The 16,736-nt window shown below is 64.9% G+C and carries 18 protein-coding genes and 1 pseudogene; 6 read left to right on the top strand and 13 right to left on the bottom strand.

Annotated features, from left to right (window positions below; genetic code table 11):
- Window positions 1-14: 14 nt before the first annotated feature.
- Together Q9R30_RS13520 and Q9R30_RS13515 are read left to right on the top strand one after the other, a co-directional pair.
- Window positions 15-448 (top strand): annotated as a pseudogene (locus Q9R30_RS13520) (DoxX family protein).
- Between the two features lie 130 nt (window positions 449-578).
- The gene (locus Q9R30_RS13515; protein ID WP_311217858.1) at window positions 579-1,550 is read left to right on the top strand and encodes a hotdog domain-containing protein; all 972 of its coding nucleotides are present in this window, start codon (window positions 579-581) and stop codon (window positions 1,548-1,550) included.
- A gap of 25 nt (window positions 1,551-1,575) precedes the next feature.
- Here Q9R30_RS13515 and dnaB read toward each other — a convergent pair whose 3' ends face one another.
- Window positions 1,576-2,958 carry a replicative DNA helicase gene (gene dnaB / locus Q9R30_RS13510; protein WP_104999502.1) on the bottom strand — a complete coding sequence of 461 codons (1,383 nt, stop codon included), beginning with the start codon at window positions 2,956-2,958 and terminating at the stop codon, window positions 1,576-1,578.
- Between the two features lie 648 nt (window positions 2,959-3,606).
- Here dnaB and Q9R30_RS13505 point away from each other — a divergent pair.
- Both Q9R30_RS13505 and Q9R30_RS13500 read left to right on the top strand, forming a co-directional pair.
- Window positions 3,607-3,882, top strand: a complete 276-nt coding sequence (locus tag Q9R30_RS13505; protein WP_311217857.1) for a hypothetical protein — start codon at window positions 3,607-3,609, stop codon at window positions 3,880-3,882.
- Between the two features lie 2 nt (window positions 3,883-3,884).
- Window positions 3,885-4,457: a hypothetical protein gene (locus tag Q9R30_RS13500; RefSeq protein ID WP_311217900.1), complete on the top strand. Its 573-nt coding sequence runs from the start codon at window positions 3,885-3,887 to the stop codon at window positions 4,455-4,457.
- A 59-nt stretch (window positions 4,458-4,516) separates the two neighbouring features.
- Here Q9R30_RS13500 and Q9R30_RS13495 read toward each other — a convergent pair whose 3' ends face one another.
- Window positions 4,517-5,143 carry an FMN reductase gene (locus tag Q9R30_RS13495; RefSeq protein WP_104999505.1) on the bottom strand — a complete coding sequence of 209 codons (627 nt, stop codon included), beginning with the start codon at window positions 5,141-5,143 and terminating at the stop codon, window positions 4,517-4,519.
- A gap of 303 nt (window positions 5,144-5,446) precedes the next feature.
- Here Q9R30_RS13495 and Q9R30_RS13490 point away from each other — a divergent pair, with 303 nt between their 5' ends.
- A complete protein-coding gene (locus Q9R30_RS13490) occupies window positions 5,447-5,992 on the top strand; it encodes a hypothetical protein (protein WP_311217856.1) in 546 nt (181 codons plus the stop codon).
- Between the two features lie 97 nt (window positions 5,993-6,089).
- Here Q9R30_RS13490 and rplI read toward each other — a convergent pair whose 3' ends face one another.
- The 4 genes from rplI to rpsF all read right to left on the bottom strand — a co-directional run bounded on the left by rplI (window position 6,090) and on the right by rpsF (window position 7,881).
- Window positions 6,090-6,542 (bottom strand): 50S ribosomal protein L9, encoded by a 453-nt coding sequence (gene rplI / locus Q9R30_RS13485; RefSeq protein ID WP_013602898.1) that lies wholly within the window; start codon window positions 6,540-6,542, stop codon window positions 6,090-6,092.
- A 17-nt stretch (window positions 6,543-6,559) separates the two neighbouring features.
- On the bottom strand, window positions 6,560-6,799 hold the full coding sequence (rpsR, locus tag Q9R30_RS13480) for a 30S ribosomal protein S18 (RefSeq protein ID WP_003800144.1): 240 nt from the start codon (window positions 6,797-6,799) through the stop codon (window positions 6,560-6,562).
- A 127-nt stretch (window positions 6,800-6,926) separates the two neighbouring features.
- Window positions 6,927-7,502, bottom strand: coding sequence for a single-stranded DNA-binding protein (locus Q9R30_RS13475; protein ID WP_104999507.1), 576 nt, complete (start codon window positions 7,500-7,502; stop codon window positions 6,927-6,929).
- Between the two features lie 73 nt (window positions 7,503-7,575).
- Complete coding sequence (gene rpsF, locus Q9R30_RS13470; protein WP_013602900.1) at window positions 7,576-7,881, bottom strand: 30S ribosomal protein S6; 306 nt, start codon at window positions 7,879-7,881, stop codon at window positions 7,576-7,578.
- Between the two features lie 348 nt (window positions 7,882-8,229).
- Here rpsF and Q9R30_RS13465 point away from each other — a divergent pair, with 348 nt between their 5' ends.
- Window positions 8,230-9,906, top strand: coding sequence for a family 16 glycosylhydrolase (locus Q9R30_RS13465; protein ID WP_311217855.1), 1,677 nt, complete (start codon window positions 8,230-8,232; stop codon window positions 9,904-9,906).
- Between the two features lie 61 nt (window positions 9,907-9,967).
- Here Q9R30_RS13465 and Q9R30_RS13460 read toward each other — a convergent pair whose 3' ends face one another.
- The 7 genes from Q9R30_RS13460 to Q9R30_RS13430 form a co-directional block, all read right to left on the bottom strand.
- Complete coding sequence (locus tag Q9R30_RS13460; RefSeq protein WP_311217854.1) at window positions 9,968-11,041, bottom strand: hypothetical protein; 1,074 nt, start codon at window positions 11,039-11,041, stop codon at window positions 9,968-9,970.
- Window positions 11,038-11,253 (bottom strand): hypothetical protein, encoded by a 216-nt coding sequence (locus Q9R30_RS13455; protein ID WP_311217853.1) that lies wholly within the window; start codon window positions 11,251-11,253, stop codon window positions 11,038-11,040. The genes Q9R30_RS13460 and Q9R30_RS13455 overlap by 4 nt, the downstream gene beginning before the upstream one ends.
- Window positions 11,250-11,492 (bottom strand): hypothetical protein, encoded by a 243-nt coding sequence (locus Q9R30_RS13450; RefSeq protein WP_311217852.1) that lies wholly within the window; start codon window positions 11,490-11,492, stop codon window positions 11,250-11,252. The genes Q9R30_RS13455 and Q9R30_RS13450 overlap by 4 nt, the downstream gene beginning before the upstream one ends.
- 92 nt (window positions 11,493-11,584) lie before the next feature.
- The gene (locus Q9R30_RS13445) at window positions 11,585-13,363 is read right to left on the bottom strand and encodes a glycosyltransferase (RefSeq protein WP_311217851.1); all 1,779 of its coding nucleotides are present in this window, start codon (window positions 13,361-13,363) and stop codon (window positions 11,585-11,587) included.
- A complete protein-coding gene (locus Q9R30_RS13440) occupies window positions 13,360-14,643 on the bottom strand; it encodes an MATE family efflux transporter (RefSeq protein WP_104999512.1) in 1,284 nt (427 codons plus the stop codon). The genes Q9R30_RS13445 and Q9R30_RS13440 overlap by 4 nt, the downstream gene beginning before the upstream one ends.
- Entirely contained in the window at window positions 14,640-15,395 is a 756-nt protein-coding gene (locus Q9R30_RS13435) for a glycosyltransferase (RefSeq protein ID WP_234005467.1), read from the bottom strand. Before Q9R30_RS13435 ends, Q9R30_RS13440 begins: the two co-directional genes overlap by 4 nt.
- 70 nt (window positions 15,396-15,465) lie before the next feature.
- Window positions 15,466-16,566, bottom strand: coding sequence for a hypothetical protein (locus tag Q9R30_RS13430; protein WP_104999514.1), 1,101 nt, complete (start codon window positions 16,564-16,566; stop codon window positions 15,466-15,468).
- Window positions 16,567-16,736: the final 170 nt, after the last annotated feature.

Genomic DNA, 16,736 nt, shown 5'->3' with positions numbered 1-16,736 from the left:
GAAGACTGGACGGCATGAACCAGTCACGACTTACCACCACCGCCATCACTGCCCTCCGCGTCATCCTGGGCTTCCTCTTCGCCGCCCACGGCTGGCAGAAGTTCAACGAATGGACCATCGCCGGCACCCAGGCGTCGTTCGCCAAGATGGGTGTTCCGGCAGCGGAAATCGCAGCCCCCGCAATCGCCGTCCTGGAGTTCGCCGGCGGCCTCGCCCTGGTCCTGGGCATCCTCACCCGCGTGGTTGCAGCCCTCCTGGTCCTGGACATGCTGGGGCCCTGGTCCTGGTCCACGCCGCCGCCGGAGTTTTTGCCGCCAACGGCGGGTACGAGCTGGTGCTGCTCCTCGCGGCCGCAGCCTTCGCCCTGGCCCTCACCGGCGCCGGACGGCTTTCGGTGGACCGGACCCTCTTTGGCCGCAGCAATTCCAAGTTGTCCGTCCTGGCCTAAGCCGCACCTCCGGCCACAGCCGGGAACCGCTCGACGGCGGGTGCCCACTCCGGCGGGCACCCGCCGTCGAGCCTTTTAATCCCGCGGACCCGACTGCTGGGTAACCCGCTGGCGTCAGTATGATCGCACCATGACCGGTGCGCCTGCCTCCAACTCCGTGACCCTCCGCTTCCTCGCCGCCCCCATGGACGTGGGACACAGCGGCTCGGTGGACGCCGGAACCGTCCTTGAGTGGGTGGACAAAGCCGCCTATGCCGCCGCAGTGGGGTGGGCGAAGTCCTACTGCGTGACTGCCTATGTGGGAAACATCCATTTCGCCGACCCCGTCAACAGCGGCGACATGGTGGAGGTAGAGGCCACCATCGTCTACACCGGCCGGTCCTCGATGCACATCCGCACCGTGGTCTCCTCCGGAGATCCGAAGGGCGGCCCGGCAACCATGCGGAGCCAGTGCATGGTGATCTTCGTGGCCGTTGGCGAAGACGGGAAACCCATCCCGGTCCAGCAGTACGAACCAGTCACCGCGGCGGAGATCCAGCAGCGGGACCACGCCCTGGCACGGATCAAGGTGCGGGAACAGATTGTCGAAGCCATGAACCGCCAGGAATATACGGATGCGGGCACGGCCGAACGCGTGACGCTCCGCTTCATGGCTGCGCCCACAGACGTGAACTGGGGCGGAAAAGTGCACGGCGGGATTGTCATGAAGTGGATCGACGAGGCAGCCTACGTCTGCGCCTCCCGGTACTGCGGCATGGATACAGTGGCCGTGTTCTCCGGCGGGGTCCGGTTCTACCGGCCGCTGCTGATAGGCCACGTCGTGGAGGTGGAAGCCCGCTTGGTGTACACGGGGACGAAGGGCATGCATATCGCAGTCCACGTCCGCTCCGGCGATCCCAAGAGCCGCGACATGAACCTCACCACCTATTGCCTGACGGTGATGGTGGCGCGCGACGCCGAAGGCAACTCTGTGCCTGTCCCTTCCTGGGTGCCGGTCACCGAGGAGGACAAGCGGCTGCATGCCCACGCGCGGGAGCTGCTCGAGATCCGGGGCACCGCCCCGGGCAACCGCCTGCCGAACCACTTGCTGGCGCAGGGCTAAGCCACCGGCCGCCTGCGCGTGGCTTTTAGAAGCCCCCGCCGCCGGCGTCGGCCGCCATGTTGGCGAACCGGGAGTAATGGCCCTGGAAGGCCACCACGATGTCCTTTGTGGGACCGTTACGGTGCTTCGCAACCAGGATGTCGGCTTCGCCGGCGCGCGGCGATTCCTTGTCATAGACATCCTCGCGGTGGAGCAGGATCACCATGTCCGCGTCCTGCTCGATGGATCCTGATTCACGGAGGTCCGAAACCATGGGCCGCTTGTCCTGGCGCTGCTCAGAGCCACGGTTCAGCTGGGACAGTGCGATGACCGGCACCTGCAGTTCCTTGGCCAGGAGCTTCAGGGCTCGCGAAAACTCGGATACTTCCTGCTGGCGGGACTCCACCTTCTTGCCGGAGCTCATGAGCTGAAGGTAGTCCAGTATGACCAGCTTGAGATCGTGCTGCTGCTTCAGGCGCCGGCATTTGGCCCGGATCTCCATCAGCGACATGTTGGGGCTGTCGTCAATGAACAGCGGGGCGTCGTTCATCCGGCCCATGGTGGTGGCGATCTTGGACCACTGCTCGTCCTTGATGGTCCCCTTCCGGAGGTCCTGCAGTCCGATGGTTGCCTCTGCGGAGAGGAGGCGCATGGCGATTTCGTTCCGGCCCATTTCGAGGGAGAACATCACCGTGGAGAGGTTGTTCTTGATGGCGGCGGAGCGGGCAAAGTCCAGGGCGAAGGTTGATTTACCCACAGCCGGGCGGGCGGCGATGACGATCATCTGGCCCGGGTGCAGTCCGTGGGTGAGCTCATCCAGCTCGTAAAATCCCGTAGGGACGCCGGTCATCCCCTCGCCGCGGTGCCCGGACGCCTCGATCTCGTCCACGGTGGACTCCATGACGTCCTTGAGGACCACATAATCCTCCGCAGTGCGCCGTTCGGCCACGGCGTAGACCTCCGCCTGGGCCTGGTTGACCAGGTCCTCCACCTCGCCGTCCGAACCGTAGCCCAGCTGGACGATCTTGGTCCCGGCGTTTACCAGGCGCCGGAGGACGGCACGCTCGGCAACGATCTCGGCGTAGTAGCCGGCGTTGGCTGCCGTGGGGACGGTCTGGATCAGCTCATGCAGGTAGGCGGGGCCGCCGATCCGGTTGATCTCGGCACGCTTGGTGAGTTCGTCCGAGACGGTAACGGCGTCCGCCGGTTCGCCGCGGCCGTAGAGGTCGATGATGGCTTCGTAGATGGTTTCGTGGGCGGGGCGGTAAAAGTCCTGTCCCCGGAGAATCTCCACGACGTCGGCAATGGCGTCCTTGGACAGCATCATGCCGCCCAAAACGGACTGCTCGGCAGGGATGTCCTGCGGCGGCTTTCGGCTCGCGTCTGATCCGCGGGTTGCTTCGACCGGGTCAAGATGCGCGATTGACAAATTTGCCGTCCTCCATATGAGCCGGGACCCTGGGGCCCGGCGGTGATCCATCCTGATGTGGCGTTGCACGAAGACCGCGCACCGCTACCCGTTCAGGTCTACCCGCGGGGTGTGACAACGAAGCGGGCCATGCCCTCCGCAGACGGCAAGGCACGGGTTATCCCCACTATCCACAGGTTTTCCACAGCGGGCGGTTTCTTCCGGATCCGGCGATTCCGCAGGCTGCTGTTGGAACCGGCGGGACCCTGAAGAACAGGTACCCCGCTACGCTAGCCCCCTCCGCTCCTGCTGCAAAGCCAACGGCGCGCGGGCCCTGTGGACAACCTGTGCACTAAGGGGCATAGCTTGTGCACAGCCTGTGGGAAAGGTTGTGGACAGCAAAAAACTTTGCCGTTCAATCGGGCCCTGACCTGCGGAAACGTTAGCATCGGCATGTGGAGTAAATATTTCTTTCCGGGAATTTCATCCACAGCCCGTCTCACCGCCGGGGCACAGTTTGTCTCCGGGCACCGGGCGGTGACCCAGTTCGTTCACGGGCCGTGTCGTTCGTCATATGCCCGTGCGGACGTCTGGTCTTCGGCAGGCCAACACATATGCACAACAGTGAATATTGCTGTGGATAAACAGGAACTGGCATAAGCTCTATATATGGGCGAACTACTGCTGGTTCTGCTGCCGGCGATCGTCTTGGCGGCGCTTATTTGGGGGCTTGCCACGGCCCTTAGCCCACGCGATTCGGGCGTTTCGGACGCCGAGAAGTACCAGCGTGACCTCGCCGAACGCTCAGCCCGGCACTATGCGGCGCAGGTCCAGGCGGCCACCGCTGCGCGGGTCCGCCTTGAGGCCATTACGCGGCCAAGCCAGAACGCCCAGGCGATGCACTCAGATCTGGCTGCCACCAGGAAGTACACAGAACGGCTATGAAAATGGAATCGCTCGTGATCCCTGTCCTTATCCTCCTGGCCGTGGCTGCCGGAGTCTGCCTGGCTGCACGCGCCATCAGCAGGCGAAGGGCTTCCGCCGGCGCGGCATCCGGGGCGCCGGCCGTCAGTTCCGCCGACCTCGCCCGCCAGGCGGCCGCAAAACTTTCCGAGGACGAACACCGGCGGCTATACGCCCTTATTGCCCAGGGCCAGGCCATGGCAGCCATCAAGCTCTACTACGAGGTCACGGGCGACGGGCTGCGCGCGTCACGCGATGCCGTCGGTGCGCTGGCCGCCCACCCCCAGCCCTACCGGGGCCGCGAAGCAGTGCCGCAGTCCACTGAGGACGACGAGGACGACGAGCCGCAGCGGTTCCCCTATCGCTACCGGGCCATCGCGAGCAAAGGCGACGTAACCCGCGAGGTCAGCAGCAATATGCTCAACGACGAGATCTACGGCAGGATCCGCACCCTGGCCCGCAACGGGGATACGGAGGCGGCTGCCACGGCCCTGACGCGGCACTCCGATATTTCCATGAAGCAGGCCCGGGAGTTCATCGAACTGCTGGACGACTAAGCCCGGCTGCACCCATGGAGGGGCCCACTGGAAGTTGGCTTCGCTCGCGGCGAGGAACTTCAGGCGTTCCCGGAGATGCCCGCCAGCAGCTGCTCGAATGGCAATGACTCCATGGCAGCATGCTTCCGGCCCGGCTGCCGCCCCTCAAGCAGGCGGGTGAACTCCCCGGCGGCGCGGTCGATGCGGGCGGCAAGGGATGACCCGTCGTCGTCCGCGGTGCCCCAGTCCAGAGGGCCGGCAAAGACACCTGTGGCCGCGATCCTGGTGCGCAGGTAGCTGAAGAGCGGGCGGAGCGCGTAGTCCAGGACCATCTGGTGGCGGTCGGTGCCGCCGGTGGCGCCGAGCAGGACGGCCTTGCCGTCCAAGGACTTTGGGTCGAGGACGTCGATGAAGGATTTGAACAGGCCGCTGTAGGACGCGCTGAACACAGGCGTCACGGCGATGATCCCGTCGGCGGCTTCCACCCCTGCGATGACCTCTGCGAGGCGCGGAGGAGCGTAGCCGGTGACGAAGTTGTTGGCGATGTCCACCGCGAGATCGCGGAGTTCGACGACGTCAACGGCCGCGTTGTAGCCGGCCGCACCCAACTGCCGCTCGGCCGAGGCGGCGAGCTGATCGGCAAGCAGACGGCTCGACGACGGCACGCCCAAGCCGGCGGAAAGGACAGTAATACGGCGGGTTTCCATGGCGGTCTCCTGTTGCTCGGTAGCTCGTGTACAAGTTACATGCATTTGCATGTTTGCGTCCAAAAGGGAAAACCGGGGAACGTGCCAGGTTATTCCCTTGTCCAGCCAGCCTCGAGCACAATGCCAGGGGTCGGCTGGGGTGCATTCAAGGCCTCGCGGGGCCGTATCGCGACGCGGGACCGGGGCGTAGAATCACGGCAGGCTGGGTCGTCGTCGCAGCCTGCGCCTGGCGGTCCGCCAAGCATCCCGATGCGACACCTTCCGTATGTTTGCGCAGGGTCTGCCCGATCGAAAGTCACCACCATGCTCAGTAAACTCAGCCCATTCGTCACCGCGCTCCTCCTCGGCGGCCTCGCCGTCACCGGAGCTGCCCCCGCCAACGCGGAGGTCGTGGAACGCTACAGCCTCGATTTTTCGAGCAGCGGAGTAAACGGCGACTTCTGCGGTTCGGGGCTGCAGGTCGCATTCACCTATGACCGGACCGGTTCGGGCTCAACCATGACCCGCGGCGGGGATAGCCTGCTGTGGGTTCACGAGAAGCTCAGGATCGTCCAGACATTCACGTACAACGGGATGACCGTGACCGACATCCAGCCGAACACGCTCGCCAAAGACCTCAAGATTGTCGACAACTGGGACGGGACGCTCAGCATCACCGTCCTGCTGACCGGAGAGAATCGGCTGATTGGAAGTGACGGCAAGATCCTCGCCAAGGGCGACGGCCAGGTCCGCAGGCTCCTCACCATCGACCAGGCGTCGGGCAACGTGATCAGCGACGAGCTGATCTTCGGTTCTACGGGTACGAACGACGACTTCTGCGAAGCAGTCCTGGCTCACTGGGGCGTCTGACCCGGCTGGCCCGTCCACGGTCCAAAGCAAAAGACCCCCGCTGCCGGGATCCGGCGACGGGGGTCTCTGTACAGTCGGAACTGTTGAGCCGTAAAGGCTACTTGCCTGCCACTACATCGAGTTCGATGACAGCGGCAACGTCCTCGTGCAGACGGACGTTGGCCTGGTACGAACCAACCGACTTGATGTGGACCGGCAGTTCAACCTTGCGCTTGTCGATGCGGCCAAGGCCAGCGGCCTCAACAGCGTCAGCGACGTCGCCCTGCTTGACGGTGCCGAACAGGCGTCCGGTTTCGCCGGCCTTGACGACGAGCTTGACCGGCTTGGACTGCAGTGCAGCAGCCTGCTTCTGAGCGTCTTCCAGGGAAGCGTGCTCGCGGGCAGCGCGGGCAGCCTTGATGGACTCAACCTGCTTTTCGCCGCCCTTCGACCAGGTCAGGGCGAAGTTGCGGGGCAGCAGGTAGTTACGGGCGTAACCGTCCTTGACCTCGACAACGTCGCCAGCAGCACCGAGACCGGTTACTTCGTGGGTCAGAATGAGCTTTGCCATGTTAGTTAATCCCTTCCTTAGCCGCGGCCAGCGCCGGAGTAAGGCAGCAGAGCAACTTCGCGGGCGTTCTTGATTGCCTGGGCGATCTTGCGCTGTTCCTGCACCGTAACGCCAGTGACGCGACGGGCGCGGATCTTTCCGCGGTCGGAGATGAACTTGCGCAGCAATGCTACGTCCTTGTAGTCGATGACAGTGATGTCAGCGGCCTTCAAGGGGTTGGACTTTGGTTTGGGCTTACGGAGTTCAGCCTTAGCCATCGTGGAGCTCCTATTCTAGGGAGCCCGTGGATGTTGATCCACGGGATGGTGGTGGTCCGACGGCGGCAGACGCCCTGGTGCTCGTTGGCACTGTGGCGGTCCCGGCGTCGGGCCTTAATGGGGTTGTTTAGAAGGGAGGTTCGGAATCGGGGCCGTTGCCCCAGCCACCTGCACTGGACACGCCGGGCGTGGCCCAGGGATCGTCCTGCGCAGCCTGCTGGTTGCCGCCGCCCCAGCTTCCACCGGAGTTGCCGCCCTGGTTTCCGCCAGAGTTGCCGCCTCCGAAGCCGCCGCCGCTGTTGCCGCCCCCGAAGCCGCCCTGGCCACCCGCGCCGGAGCGCTGGGTGCGGTTGACCTTGGCGTTGGCATAGCGCAGGCTGGGGCCGATTTCATCGACCTCAAGCTCGATAACGGTGCGCTTTTCGCCTTCTTTGGTTTCGTAGGAACGGCTCTTCAGGCGGCCGGTAACAATCACGCGCATGCCCTTGGTGAGGGACTCCGCGACGTTCTCGGCTGCTTCACGCCAGACAGCGGCGCGGAGGAACAGGGTTTCCCCGTCCTTCCACTCGTTGGACTGGCGATCAAAGGTACGCGGGGTGGAAGCGATGGTGAAGTTCGCTACTGCCGAACCGGACGGTGTGAACCGCAATTCCGGGTCATTGGTGAGATTACCGATGACCGTAATGGTGGTTTCGCCTGCCATCTACTGCCTCCTTGTTCGATCCTGGGTGAAGAGTGCGTTCCTGCGGGTGAAGAATGAAAATCAGTGCTGAAAATTACTCAGCAACAACCTTCTGCTCTTCGGGGCGGGTGATCTTGGTGCGCATGATGGTCTCGTTAAGAGACAGCTGGCGGTCAAGTTCCTTCGCGGTTTCCGGCTTGGCGGTGAAGTTCACCACGGCGTAGATACCTTCAGACTTCTTCTTGATTTCGTAAGCCAGGCGGCGACGGCCCCAAATGTCAACCTTCTCGATGGTTCCACCATCGTTGGTGATGACGTTCAGGAACTTCTGAAGCGACGGCTCAACGGTACGCTCTTCGACCTCGGGGTCGATGATTACCATCAATTCGTAAGGACGCATATGTGAACCCACCTCCTTTGGGCTAAGCGGTTACGGCATTTCCGTAACAGGAGGTTCATTTGCGATTCCATGCGATGCCCTGCCGCCGGAAGGGAGGCAGGGCGCAGCACAGACTTCACTATCCTAGTGCATATGGGCCGGATAGGCGATTTATCCTTGCCTCAAGGCTAGGCGGCTGGCAACGGCCTGGAAAGCGCTGGTACGACGATGTGGAAAACCCTGCCACCCGCAGGCTTGGCTGGTCGGCGGAATCCTGGTCACGCGTGACTTCCGGCCCGTTTTGGCCAATGACAATGGGTCGGAACCACTGGAGGCGCCCACGCCGGGGAAGCCCTTATCATCTGACGTATGGGTAAACAATTGGTCGCCCTTGGGGTGGCGGCAATCTTCCTGGGCGGCTGCTCGGCCCCTTCACCACCACAGCCAGCAACGGCGACCGCGACGGCGCCAGCATCAGCCGCGTCGAGCCCAACCACGCCCGCGACGGGCTCCGCCGCGACAGATCTGAACTGGGGTACGCCGATCGCTGGCGACGAGTTCAACTATACCGGCGCGCCGGACGCCTCGAAGTGGCGCGTGTATGACAGTGCCGGGCACTCGGGGAATGGTATCCGGAGCCCGCAGCAGGTCACGGTAGACGGTTCCAAGATGATCATAACCGGCACACCCGACGGCACGACCGCTGGATTGAGCGCGAAGTTTGCAAACCAGAAGTACGGCCGGTGGGAGATCCGGGCAGCCGGGTCTGGCGACAACGAGTACCACATGGTGTCGCTCCTGTGGCCGGACAGTCGGAACTGGCCCTGTGACGGCGAGGTCAATTACGCGGAGACGATGGGTGACTGGAATGTCATCAAGTTCTTCCACCACTACTCCTGTGACAACAAACTGATCTCGGCTTTCAAGACAGTCGACGTCTCGCAGTTCCATAACTACGCGCTGGATTGGTCCCCGTCGGGGATCGTCGGGTACATCGACGGTGTGGAGTGGTTCCGTGACACAGACCCTGCCCACATGCCTCCCGGACCGATGCACCAGACTTTGCAGCTTGACTGGTTCCCGGACAGCTCTCCCGACGGTGGGGGCGAGATGAGGGTGGACTGGGTGCGCGTTTACGCAGCCGCAGAAACCACCCAGCACGCGTCCACCGACTCTTTCGAGTTCGCCGCAGCCGGGGACATGAACCCGGACAGGAACACGTCCACGGCATCGCCCAGTGGCAAGAATGCCGCGTCCATCATAGCCAGTCTGAACGACGGCAGCCTGGACAACTTCATCGCCACGGGTGACTTCCAGTACGACAAGTCGGTGTGCTCCGCGCTCGGATCCTATGACCAGCTGTGGGGACCGGCCAAGTCCAAAACGTACTGGACGGCAGGACCGAACCACGACGTTCAGCCCGGCAGGAACGATGAGCTGGACAAATATATGAACGGTGAGTGCGTTTCCACCACGAAAAGCGCAACCAACACCCACCTTGGCCGGTTCGTGGACGCCCTCGAATGGTACTCATTCGATAAGGGCAACTGGCACTTCCTTGTAGCCCCTACGGCCACCTGGCGGTACGACGCTGCGCGTGCGCGGGCGATGACGTCGGAAATGGATGCTGATCTAAAGGCAGCTAAAGCGGCCGGCAGGCATCTGGCCGTCGTTTACCATGACCCATACTTCACCTCTGACACGTCCAGCCACTCCCGCTTCACTGAGGCCAAGCCGTGGATTGATGTGTTCTGGGCGAACCGTGTCCGGATACTGCTTTCAGGCAGCCAGCACAATTATGAGCGGACCTGCCCAGTGAACAACGTGGACCAATGCGTTGCGGACGGGATGCAACAATTCCAGGTGTCCACGGGTGGAATCGGCCTCCGGCGGTTTAACAGCAACCCCTCTTATGTGCAGCAGAAGTTTAGCGACACCTGGGGTCACCTAAGGATGAGCCTCAAGGCTGACGGCTCTTATACGTGGGAATTCCGTGCTGTTGCCGGCGGAATGCAGACTGACAGCGGGTCACGAAGCAAGGGCTGAGTCAACGCCAGGGTAAGTGAGCCGGGACCTCGCCACGTGGGGCGTGAACCCCGCCCCGTCACTACTCTGGCACCGGTACGGCTAAGCCGCCGTCCGGACGCCAGTACCGCAAGCCGCCGCTCGTGGCGCCGTCGCGGGCGACGTCTATCACGGCGTAGGGGAACGCCCGGCGATCCAGCCGGTCAGGTCCGCGACCGCGGACGTCCGAACACCATGTGCCGGTGTTGAGGTACCGGGTTGGGCACGCCTCCAGCTCCGATTCGAGGGCGCGGTGCGTGTGGCCTGATACGTACCAGGACACCCCGGAACCATACTCTTCGAGGGTGCGTGCGAACCGACCCGCTGCTGCGGGAGGCTCCTCGCCCGCGGTCCTGCGCCCGGCTGCCGCGAGCACCATGCGAGTGGCGGCGCGGGGGAGCGCCGACACCGTCCGGAACCGGGACAGGCGTGCCAGGTCCCGAACGGCCGCCTCGTCCAGCGCAAGGCGAAATGACTCGGACTGCAACATCTCGTCATACGCGGGCTCCCGGATGCGACGTTCCGCCAGCTCGGACGCCAGGCAGGACCGGGCAACGGCCCCGGCCCGGCTCAGGCGCGAGTTCGACGGGTGGGCGTTCCAGGCGGCGAGCGGTGGCAGGTTCAACTCGTCGGTCCCGTTGACCGCCGAGCGGAGCACCTCAGGAATCCGGTGCAGCGCGTGGTGCTGGTGTCCGTGCTCGGCCACGAGCACGCGGGGCACGTGCAAGAACCACGGGTGCACCCGCACCCGTGTGGGTTCGCCGGGTGACAGCAGCGCTGACAGGCGGGCGGCGACCGACGGCCGGGCCAGCTCGACGTCGTGGTTGCCGCATACGAAGTGCAGCTGCACGCCGCGGGCCGCACACGCTTCCAGCGCCCGGAACGTGTCAACGTGCCGGGCGAGGATTGACTCCAGCCGGGCAAGGCTCTCGTCTTCGGCTAAGCCGACCAGCTCGAACGTGTCACCCACGAAGGCGACATGCCGCTGCGTACCGGTTACCGCAAGGACCTCGCGGCGCAGGAATCCGGGCAGCACTGCGCTTGGGCGGCGGGGGTCGTCGTCCGATAAGCCCAGGTGGAGGTCGCTGAGGAGCCACCACCGCGACCCGGTGTTCACGTGAGCAGTCCCACCACGCGTGGAAGGAAAAGGATGAGGTACATCGCCCACATGACACCGACCACCTTACGGCTCATGGTCAGGCCGAGGAGCCTCGTGGGCCGTTCGGCGTCTGGTCCCGCACGTCGGATCTCGAGCGCGACAAGGGTAACGAGCAGGGCAATGGTGATGAGTAGGGCGGCAATCGCGAGCAGTCCCCCCAGATCGATCATGACACGACCTCCTGACGTGCGCGTGCCATGCACGCGCCAATGGTGATGACGCCCATCGAGACGACACACGCCTGCCACGACCACACAGCGAGGTAGAACATCGCGGTGGACACCGCCGTTAGCGTGGCGAGGCCGAGAGCCAGAACGAGCAGCCCGCGGAGGGCAAGGTCGGTAACCGACGTGAGTCGGACCAGTGCCTGCCCTGGTAGCAGGATGAGGACGGCTATCGCAGCAACCACCTGCAGCGGTGTCGGCAGCCCGACGAGCGCAACCAGTGACAAGGCGACGGCCGAGAGAGCGAGGACCAAGGTTGGCCGGCTGATGGGGCGGTTCATGGCGTCACCCGGTAGGCGCGTGCATCGACATTGCTGAACACGAGCTCCACGCCGGCCTGCTCGCGCAGCCACCCCTCCAGCTCGGCGAAGCCGCTGGCGCTGGTGGCGCCCCGGAGCACAAGACTCGCTTCCGACGAGCGGGTGAGCAGCACGACGGCACCGGCAGGGTTCTGCCGGGCATGCTCGTAAACGACTGGGCCGCAGGCCGCCGAAGACAAGTCGGACCGGCACATGTAGTCGATGGTCCGATACGGGTGATCAAGGTAGGCCTCGCTGCGCCACGGCGTCGGGGGGGCTGCCGAGATGATCGTCGAGCCAGGCGGCGCGAGACGCTGTACGGCGGCGACGGCAGCGATCTCGCTGTCGGTGAAGACGTCAAACTGGGCGTTCCCGAACCGGCCTGTCACCGTCAGCAGGCCCAACAAGCAAAACGTCAGCGCGAGGCCCCCCGCGGCACGGAGGGAGGGCTGTGTGCCGCCTTCTGTGGGAAGCAGGATCGAGCATGCCTGCAAAGCGATGAAGGGCAGAGCGAAAAGCGAGACCCGGATGAGCATTTCCCCGCCGTACAACTGCACGGGGAAGAGCAGCAGGGGGGTGACGGCAAGGAGGACCACCCGGATATCGAGCCGTCCCCTGCGCCGGTCGCGCACCGCGCCCGCCACCGCGAGACCCCACAGCAGGAGGGTGAGAACCACCCGGGCCTGCACCACGAGCACGTGCCCGGGGGTCCCGCTCACGCGGTCGACGACGTTGGCATTGATCGCGGCCAGCACGCCTCCTTCCGCCAGGGGTGGGTTTCCGGAGAGGTATGTACTGGCGGGATATGCGAGCCAGAGTGCCAGCACGACCGCGGTGATCAGGGGCAGCCGGCCGGGCCAGACATGCCCGCTCAAGGTGAGGGCGGTTAGGGCGATCAGCAACAGGAAGGGCGTCAGCTGATGGCTCGCACAAATGACCGCGACGAGCACGAGAGTCACCGCGAGGGCGCTCACCCGGTACCCTGGCCGGGGCTCAGCCGGGGACCTCCCTTGCCACCAGGTGGCCAGGTCGGTATCTCGGAAGCCGCGGAACTTGGGGGGCCACGCGGCCAGCGGGCCGACGACAAGTGCGATCACGACGAGGTACAGGAAGAAGCCGAAGGCTTGGGGAGACAAGTAGTCCTGGTCCTGCCAGTTGCCGAAGCAGAAGAGCCAGAGCACGAGCCAGCGCCGTCGCGGATCCTGCGTAAGGTACCGCATCAGCACGCCCAGGGCAGCGAGCCACAGGCCCACGTTAACCACCGGCGCCCACAGGGCAAGGGCTACCGGGTCGAGGCCGGTTGCCTTTAGTACTGTCGCCAGAAGGGCGAAGAAACCCGGCCAGTTAAAGTAAGCGTCAATGTCCGGGTCGATCCCTTGGCTGCGCGAGAGGGCGTCGGCAATGCCGAGATGACGGAACGCGACCTCACCACGTGGTACGTCGGTGACGAAGGCTGCCGTCCCGAAGAGCACGAGCACCAACACCAGCAGCAGCCACATCATGACCGCCCGGCCCGCCGGACCTGAGACATCCCCTCGTAGCGCCACAACGAAGGCGACGTTCAGAATCAGAACCCCCGCCCAGAACGGGTAGGGGAGCACGGCAACGAGCCCCAAGTCGCTGTTCACGGGAACGGCGACCACGGAAGCGGCCCATATGGCTAGCGCCAGCGCCACCGCCCCCGCCAGTGCGCACCACGCGTCACGGGCCTTCCAGCGTCCTTGGATGCGGCTGGGCGCATCAATCGCGGTGGTCATCGTGACTCCTTCGTGACGCGCCGGAGAACGGCGATTAACCGGAGGCCGGCAGCGACAGCCCCAATGGAGAGCACCACCAGCCACGCAAGGGCCATGGCGCCGGGGCCCGCTTCGGCGACCAACAGCGCTGACGCGCAGAGGGCAACCCCGAGCGTCACGCCGACCACGATCGGCTCTGTATACCGGCCGAGAGCCCGGCACACGGCGTTGTAGGCCTGCAGCACCGCGTACGGGACCAGTCCGGCCGCCAACCACCGCAGAGCGTCAGCGGATGCGTCGGCGTATCGCTCCCCCAGCAGACTAAGCAGCGGGTGAGCGAGGAGGACGAGGACGACTGCCGCCAGACCTCCTACGGCGAGCGACCAACGGAGACTCGCCCAGGTTGTAGACGCCAGGCGGTGAGGGTCGCGGACACCTTCGGAAAACTGGACGATGCCCATCAGCATCGGAGCGGAGTAGGCGGCCCAGGCCATCATCCATGCGGGATACCAGTAGGCAGCGATCTCCGGCGCCACCGTGTGGGCGAGCAGGAGAGGCAGCACCAGCCCGGGGGCGCGCTCGGTGAGGGTGAGGAGCTGGTACGGAATACCCACCGCCAGCAGTGGACGGCCGCGCGTCGAACGCAAGGATGGTCGCGGCCGATAGCCAATCAGTTTTCGCAGCTGGATCACACCGACGACGCACGCCACTGTATTCCCGAGGGTCCAGCAGGCCATTACCACGTCGGCGGAGGCGCCATGCGCCTGCCAGGAAACGAGCGCTGCAGCGCCGAGGGAAACTCCGCCGCCCAACGCATACCTCAAGGTCGCGCTGGCCCCGCGTCCCAACGCCACCAGCGCCTGGTCCAGCACGATCACCAGGGTGCCGGTGACGGCAGCCGCAAGGAACGTAAACCAGAAGAGAACCGATGCCGACGCCGTCTCCGGCGCCGCAGCCGCCTGCAGCACGAGGTAGCCGAGGGCGAGCACGGTACCGGCTACCCCCACTATGGCGAACGCCGCATCCAGCACCCGCGCAGGCGGCTCTCCCCGTCCCACCGCAACGATTACGGCGGACCCGGCACCCAGAACCGCGAGCTGCGTGCAGATCATCACTGCCGCGACAGCGGCCATGGTGAGCCCGACCTCGCGGTCTGACGTCGCGCGCGCGGCCACGACCCAGAAGGCAAAACCCCAGCCAATCTGGGCGGCCTTGCCCACAATGAGGCCGAGCGAACTGCGCAGGGCGGAGTGCCGGACAGCTGAGGGGTCCGTGACCGCGGTCCCTAGCTCAGCGGTCATGACGCCAGACCTTTCGCCAGGCCCGCATAGTTGTACCAGCAGAAGGCGAGGTAGTAGCGCAGCCACCGGGGCTGGCCCGAGGCGAGGCTCAAGGCGCTGCCCCGGACGGCCGCGGCGGCGGGCAACAGCGCCAACCTCGCACCCCGCCAGCCGTGTTTGCGGATCATCCGTCCCAGTCCCGTTCCGTCCATCAGGAACTGGTCGAGCGCGAAGTTGAAGTCGTCTGCGGCGAAACGATGTTCGACGACTACCCGCTGTGACACCGCCGTCCGCAGCCCTGACTCCCGCATCCGCCAACGCAGCTCGATGTCCTCGCCGGACTTGAACGAGTCGTCGAAACCCACACCCAGCATCAGGTCTCGGTCGACCATCGTCGCGACGAGCCCGAACCAGTTGCGGCTGCGGCCGGTGCGATGGTGATGTGCCAGCGCCTGCCCCCAGTAGCCCGGTCCAGCGACACTTTCCAAACCGGCTTGGAGGGCGTCGTAATCGCCCTCGACCAGCTCAATGAGCAGGTCGGCGACTCCGTGTGGCCCGAACACGACGTCAGAGTCGACGAGCAGGACCCAAGGGGTCCTGCTGCTCTGCACACCGAGCGTTCGCGCCCATGGCAAGCCGCGGCCTTCATCACTCAGGACCCTGGCACCTGCCGCGAGAGCGAGGTCGACCGTACGGTCGGTGGAGCATCCGTCCACCACAATGATCTCCGCTACACCGGACTGACGCAGGGCCTCCAGGCAGCGTGGGAGCATGTGCTCCGCGTTGCGGGCCGGAACGACCGCGGTGACCTCTGAAGGGCTAGGACCCACTGTGCCCACCCCCTCAGATCTGCTCGTCCAGGACCGACGGCAGCAGCTCTTCGAGATACCGGACGATGTCGTCAGACGCCTCGTCCGCCGTGTACGCGGAGGGCACCTGCAGCAGGTGGCAGGGCCGTCCGTCGAGCGCCTTGTTCAGGACTAGGCCTTTTGCCGCGAAGTGCTCGCGCCAGGGGACGACGGATGTAGCGGCCAGGCCTGTCACGACATGCTGCGAGAAGCTTGCCATCTCGATGTGGAAGTTGCCGAGCATGCGGTCGACCATCCACTCGGTTGTCCGCTCGATAATCCGGGATCGGGAGCCCTCATAGCGCTCGATGTAGATGGCCGCCGCAAGCGGAGCCGTTGTCGTCACTTCCCGGCCGGGAAACGCGGTCCCGGCATCAACCATGCGGTGCTCCGGCGACCAACGCCGGGAGAAGTCCGCGAGGCGCGGGTAACGGATGACGTACGGATGCACCACCGTGGTGAGGCGGCCGACACTCTTCGAGAGCTGAGGCGGGACGAGGGGCTTCCGGACCCCTTCAAACAGGTGCGGGTAGATGTTCCGGTGGTGCGGCTTAATGAACATCGGCTTCGCGTAGCCGAGCAGCGTGGCGTCCTCGGCGAGGAAAGCCCAGTCATCGCCCATGAACGACCAACCCTCGCGCCTCATCAACTTGGCGGCGGTGCTCGTCTTACCGGTCCCTCCGGCGGCCGGAAGCGCGATCGCGTGCCCCCGGTACGCCATCGTTGCCGCGTGGATCATGCCCGCACCTCGAGCCACCATGGCGGCATCCAGAACAGGGACCACGGAGGTCAACAGCTCGCCCGGCCCGTGGATGCGCCACTGGTCTCCGTCCCGCACTACCTGGAGCCGCTCGGCTTGGAAGCGGACGCTGTTTTCCGTGTACGCGAGCTCGTGCTCGAGCAGGCCCGCATCCGTCATCGGCTCCAGTTTGTTGTCCACAGTGATGTCGGCCGGCCGTTCGGTTTCGGTTGCGAAACACGCCAACATGCTCCTGAGCTGCGGCGCTGCCGGCGCCTCTGCATCGACGCGGAGCGTGACGCGGCCATGGATGTCGAACTGCAGAGCCTTGGTGTTGGTCTTGGTCTGCTTGTACATGGTGTCCCCTGTCTAGTGGTGTCGATCGGTGATATTGCTGATGTGGACGGCGCCGGCCGTGTCGGCCGGCGCCCGCCTACTTCGTCAGCGTGAGGATGAGCTTGGGTGCGTTCGTGCTGCCGGCCTCCTTGGAGTTCAGGTCCAGTCCGTCGCTGCTGTTGGCGTCCATG

The organism is Arthrobacter sp. AB6, assembly GCF_031844545.1.
In the GTDB taxonomy this organism is placed as follows: Bacteria; Actinomycetota; Actinomycetes; order Actinomycetales; family Micrococcaceae; genus Arthrobacter.
Note: the sequence above shows the minus strand (reverse complement) of the source record. Positions and strands in the feature narration are given on the sequence as shown.

Coding starts and splice junctions, on each gene's coding strand:
- Q9R30_RS13490 (WP_311217856.1), top strand. CDS start 5,447: ATGCTCAGTAAACTCAGCCCATTCGTCACCGCGCTCCTCCTCGGCGGC.
- rpsR (WP_003800144.1), bottom strand. CDS start 6,799: ATGGCTAAGGCTGAACTCCGTAAGCCCAAACCAAAGTCCAACCCCTTG.
- Q9R30_RS13495 (WP_104999505.1), bottom strand. CDS start 5,143: ATGGAAACCCGCCGTATTACTGTCCTTTCCGCCGGCTTGGGCGTGCCG.
- Q9R30_RS13505 (WP_311217857.1), top strand. CDS start 3,607: ATGGGCGAACTACTGCTGGTTCTGCTGCCGGCGATCGTCTTGGCGGCG.
- Q9R30_RS13455 (WP_311217853.1), bottom strand. CDS start 11,253: ATGATCGATCTGGGGGGACTGCTCGCGATTGCCGCCCTACTCATCACC.
- rpsF (WP_013602900.1), bottom strand. CDS start 7,881: ATGCGTCCTTACGAATTGATGGTAATCATCGACCCCGAGGTCGAAGAG.
- Q9R30_RS13440 (WP_104999512.1), bottom strand. CDS start 14,643: ATGACCGCTGAGCTAGGGACCGCGGTCACGGACCCCTCAGCTGTCCGG.
- Q9R30_RS13500 (WP_311217900.1), top strand. CDS start 3,885: ATGGAATCGCTCGTGATCCCTGTCCTTATCCTCCTGGCCGTGGCTGCC.
- Q9R30_RS13435 (WP_234005467.1), bottom strand. CDS start 15,395: ATGCTCCCACGCTGCCTGGAGGCCCTGCGTCAGTCCGGTGTAGCGGAG.
- Q9R30_RS13465 (WP_311217855.1), top strand. CDS start 8,230: ATGGGTAAACAATTGGTCGCCCTTGGGGTGGCGGCAATCTTCCTGGGC.
- rplI (WP_013602898.1), bottom strand. CDS start 6,542: ATGGCAAAGCTCATTCTGACCCACGAAGTAACCGGTCTCGGTGCTGCT.
- Q9R30_RS13445 (WP_311217851.1), bottom strand. CDS start 13,363: ATGACCACCGCGATTGATGCGCCCAGCCGCATCCAAGGACGCTGGAAG.
- Q9R30_RS13430 (WP_104999514.1), bottom strand. CDS start 16,566: ATGTACAAGCAGACCAAGACCAACACCAAGGCTCTGCAGTTCGACATC.
- Q9R30_RS13475 (WP_104999507.1), bottom strand. CDS start 7,502: ATGGCAGGCGAAACCACCATTACGGTCATCGGTAATCTCACCAATGAC.
- Q9R30_RS13515 (WP_311217858.1), top strand. CDS start 579: ATGACCGGTGCGCCTGCCTCCAACTCCGTGACCCTCCGCTTCCTCGCC.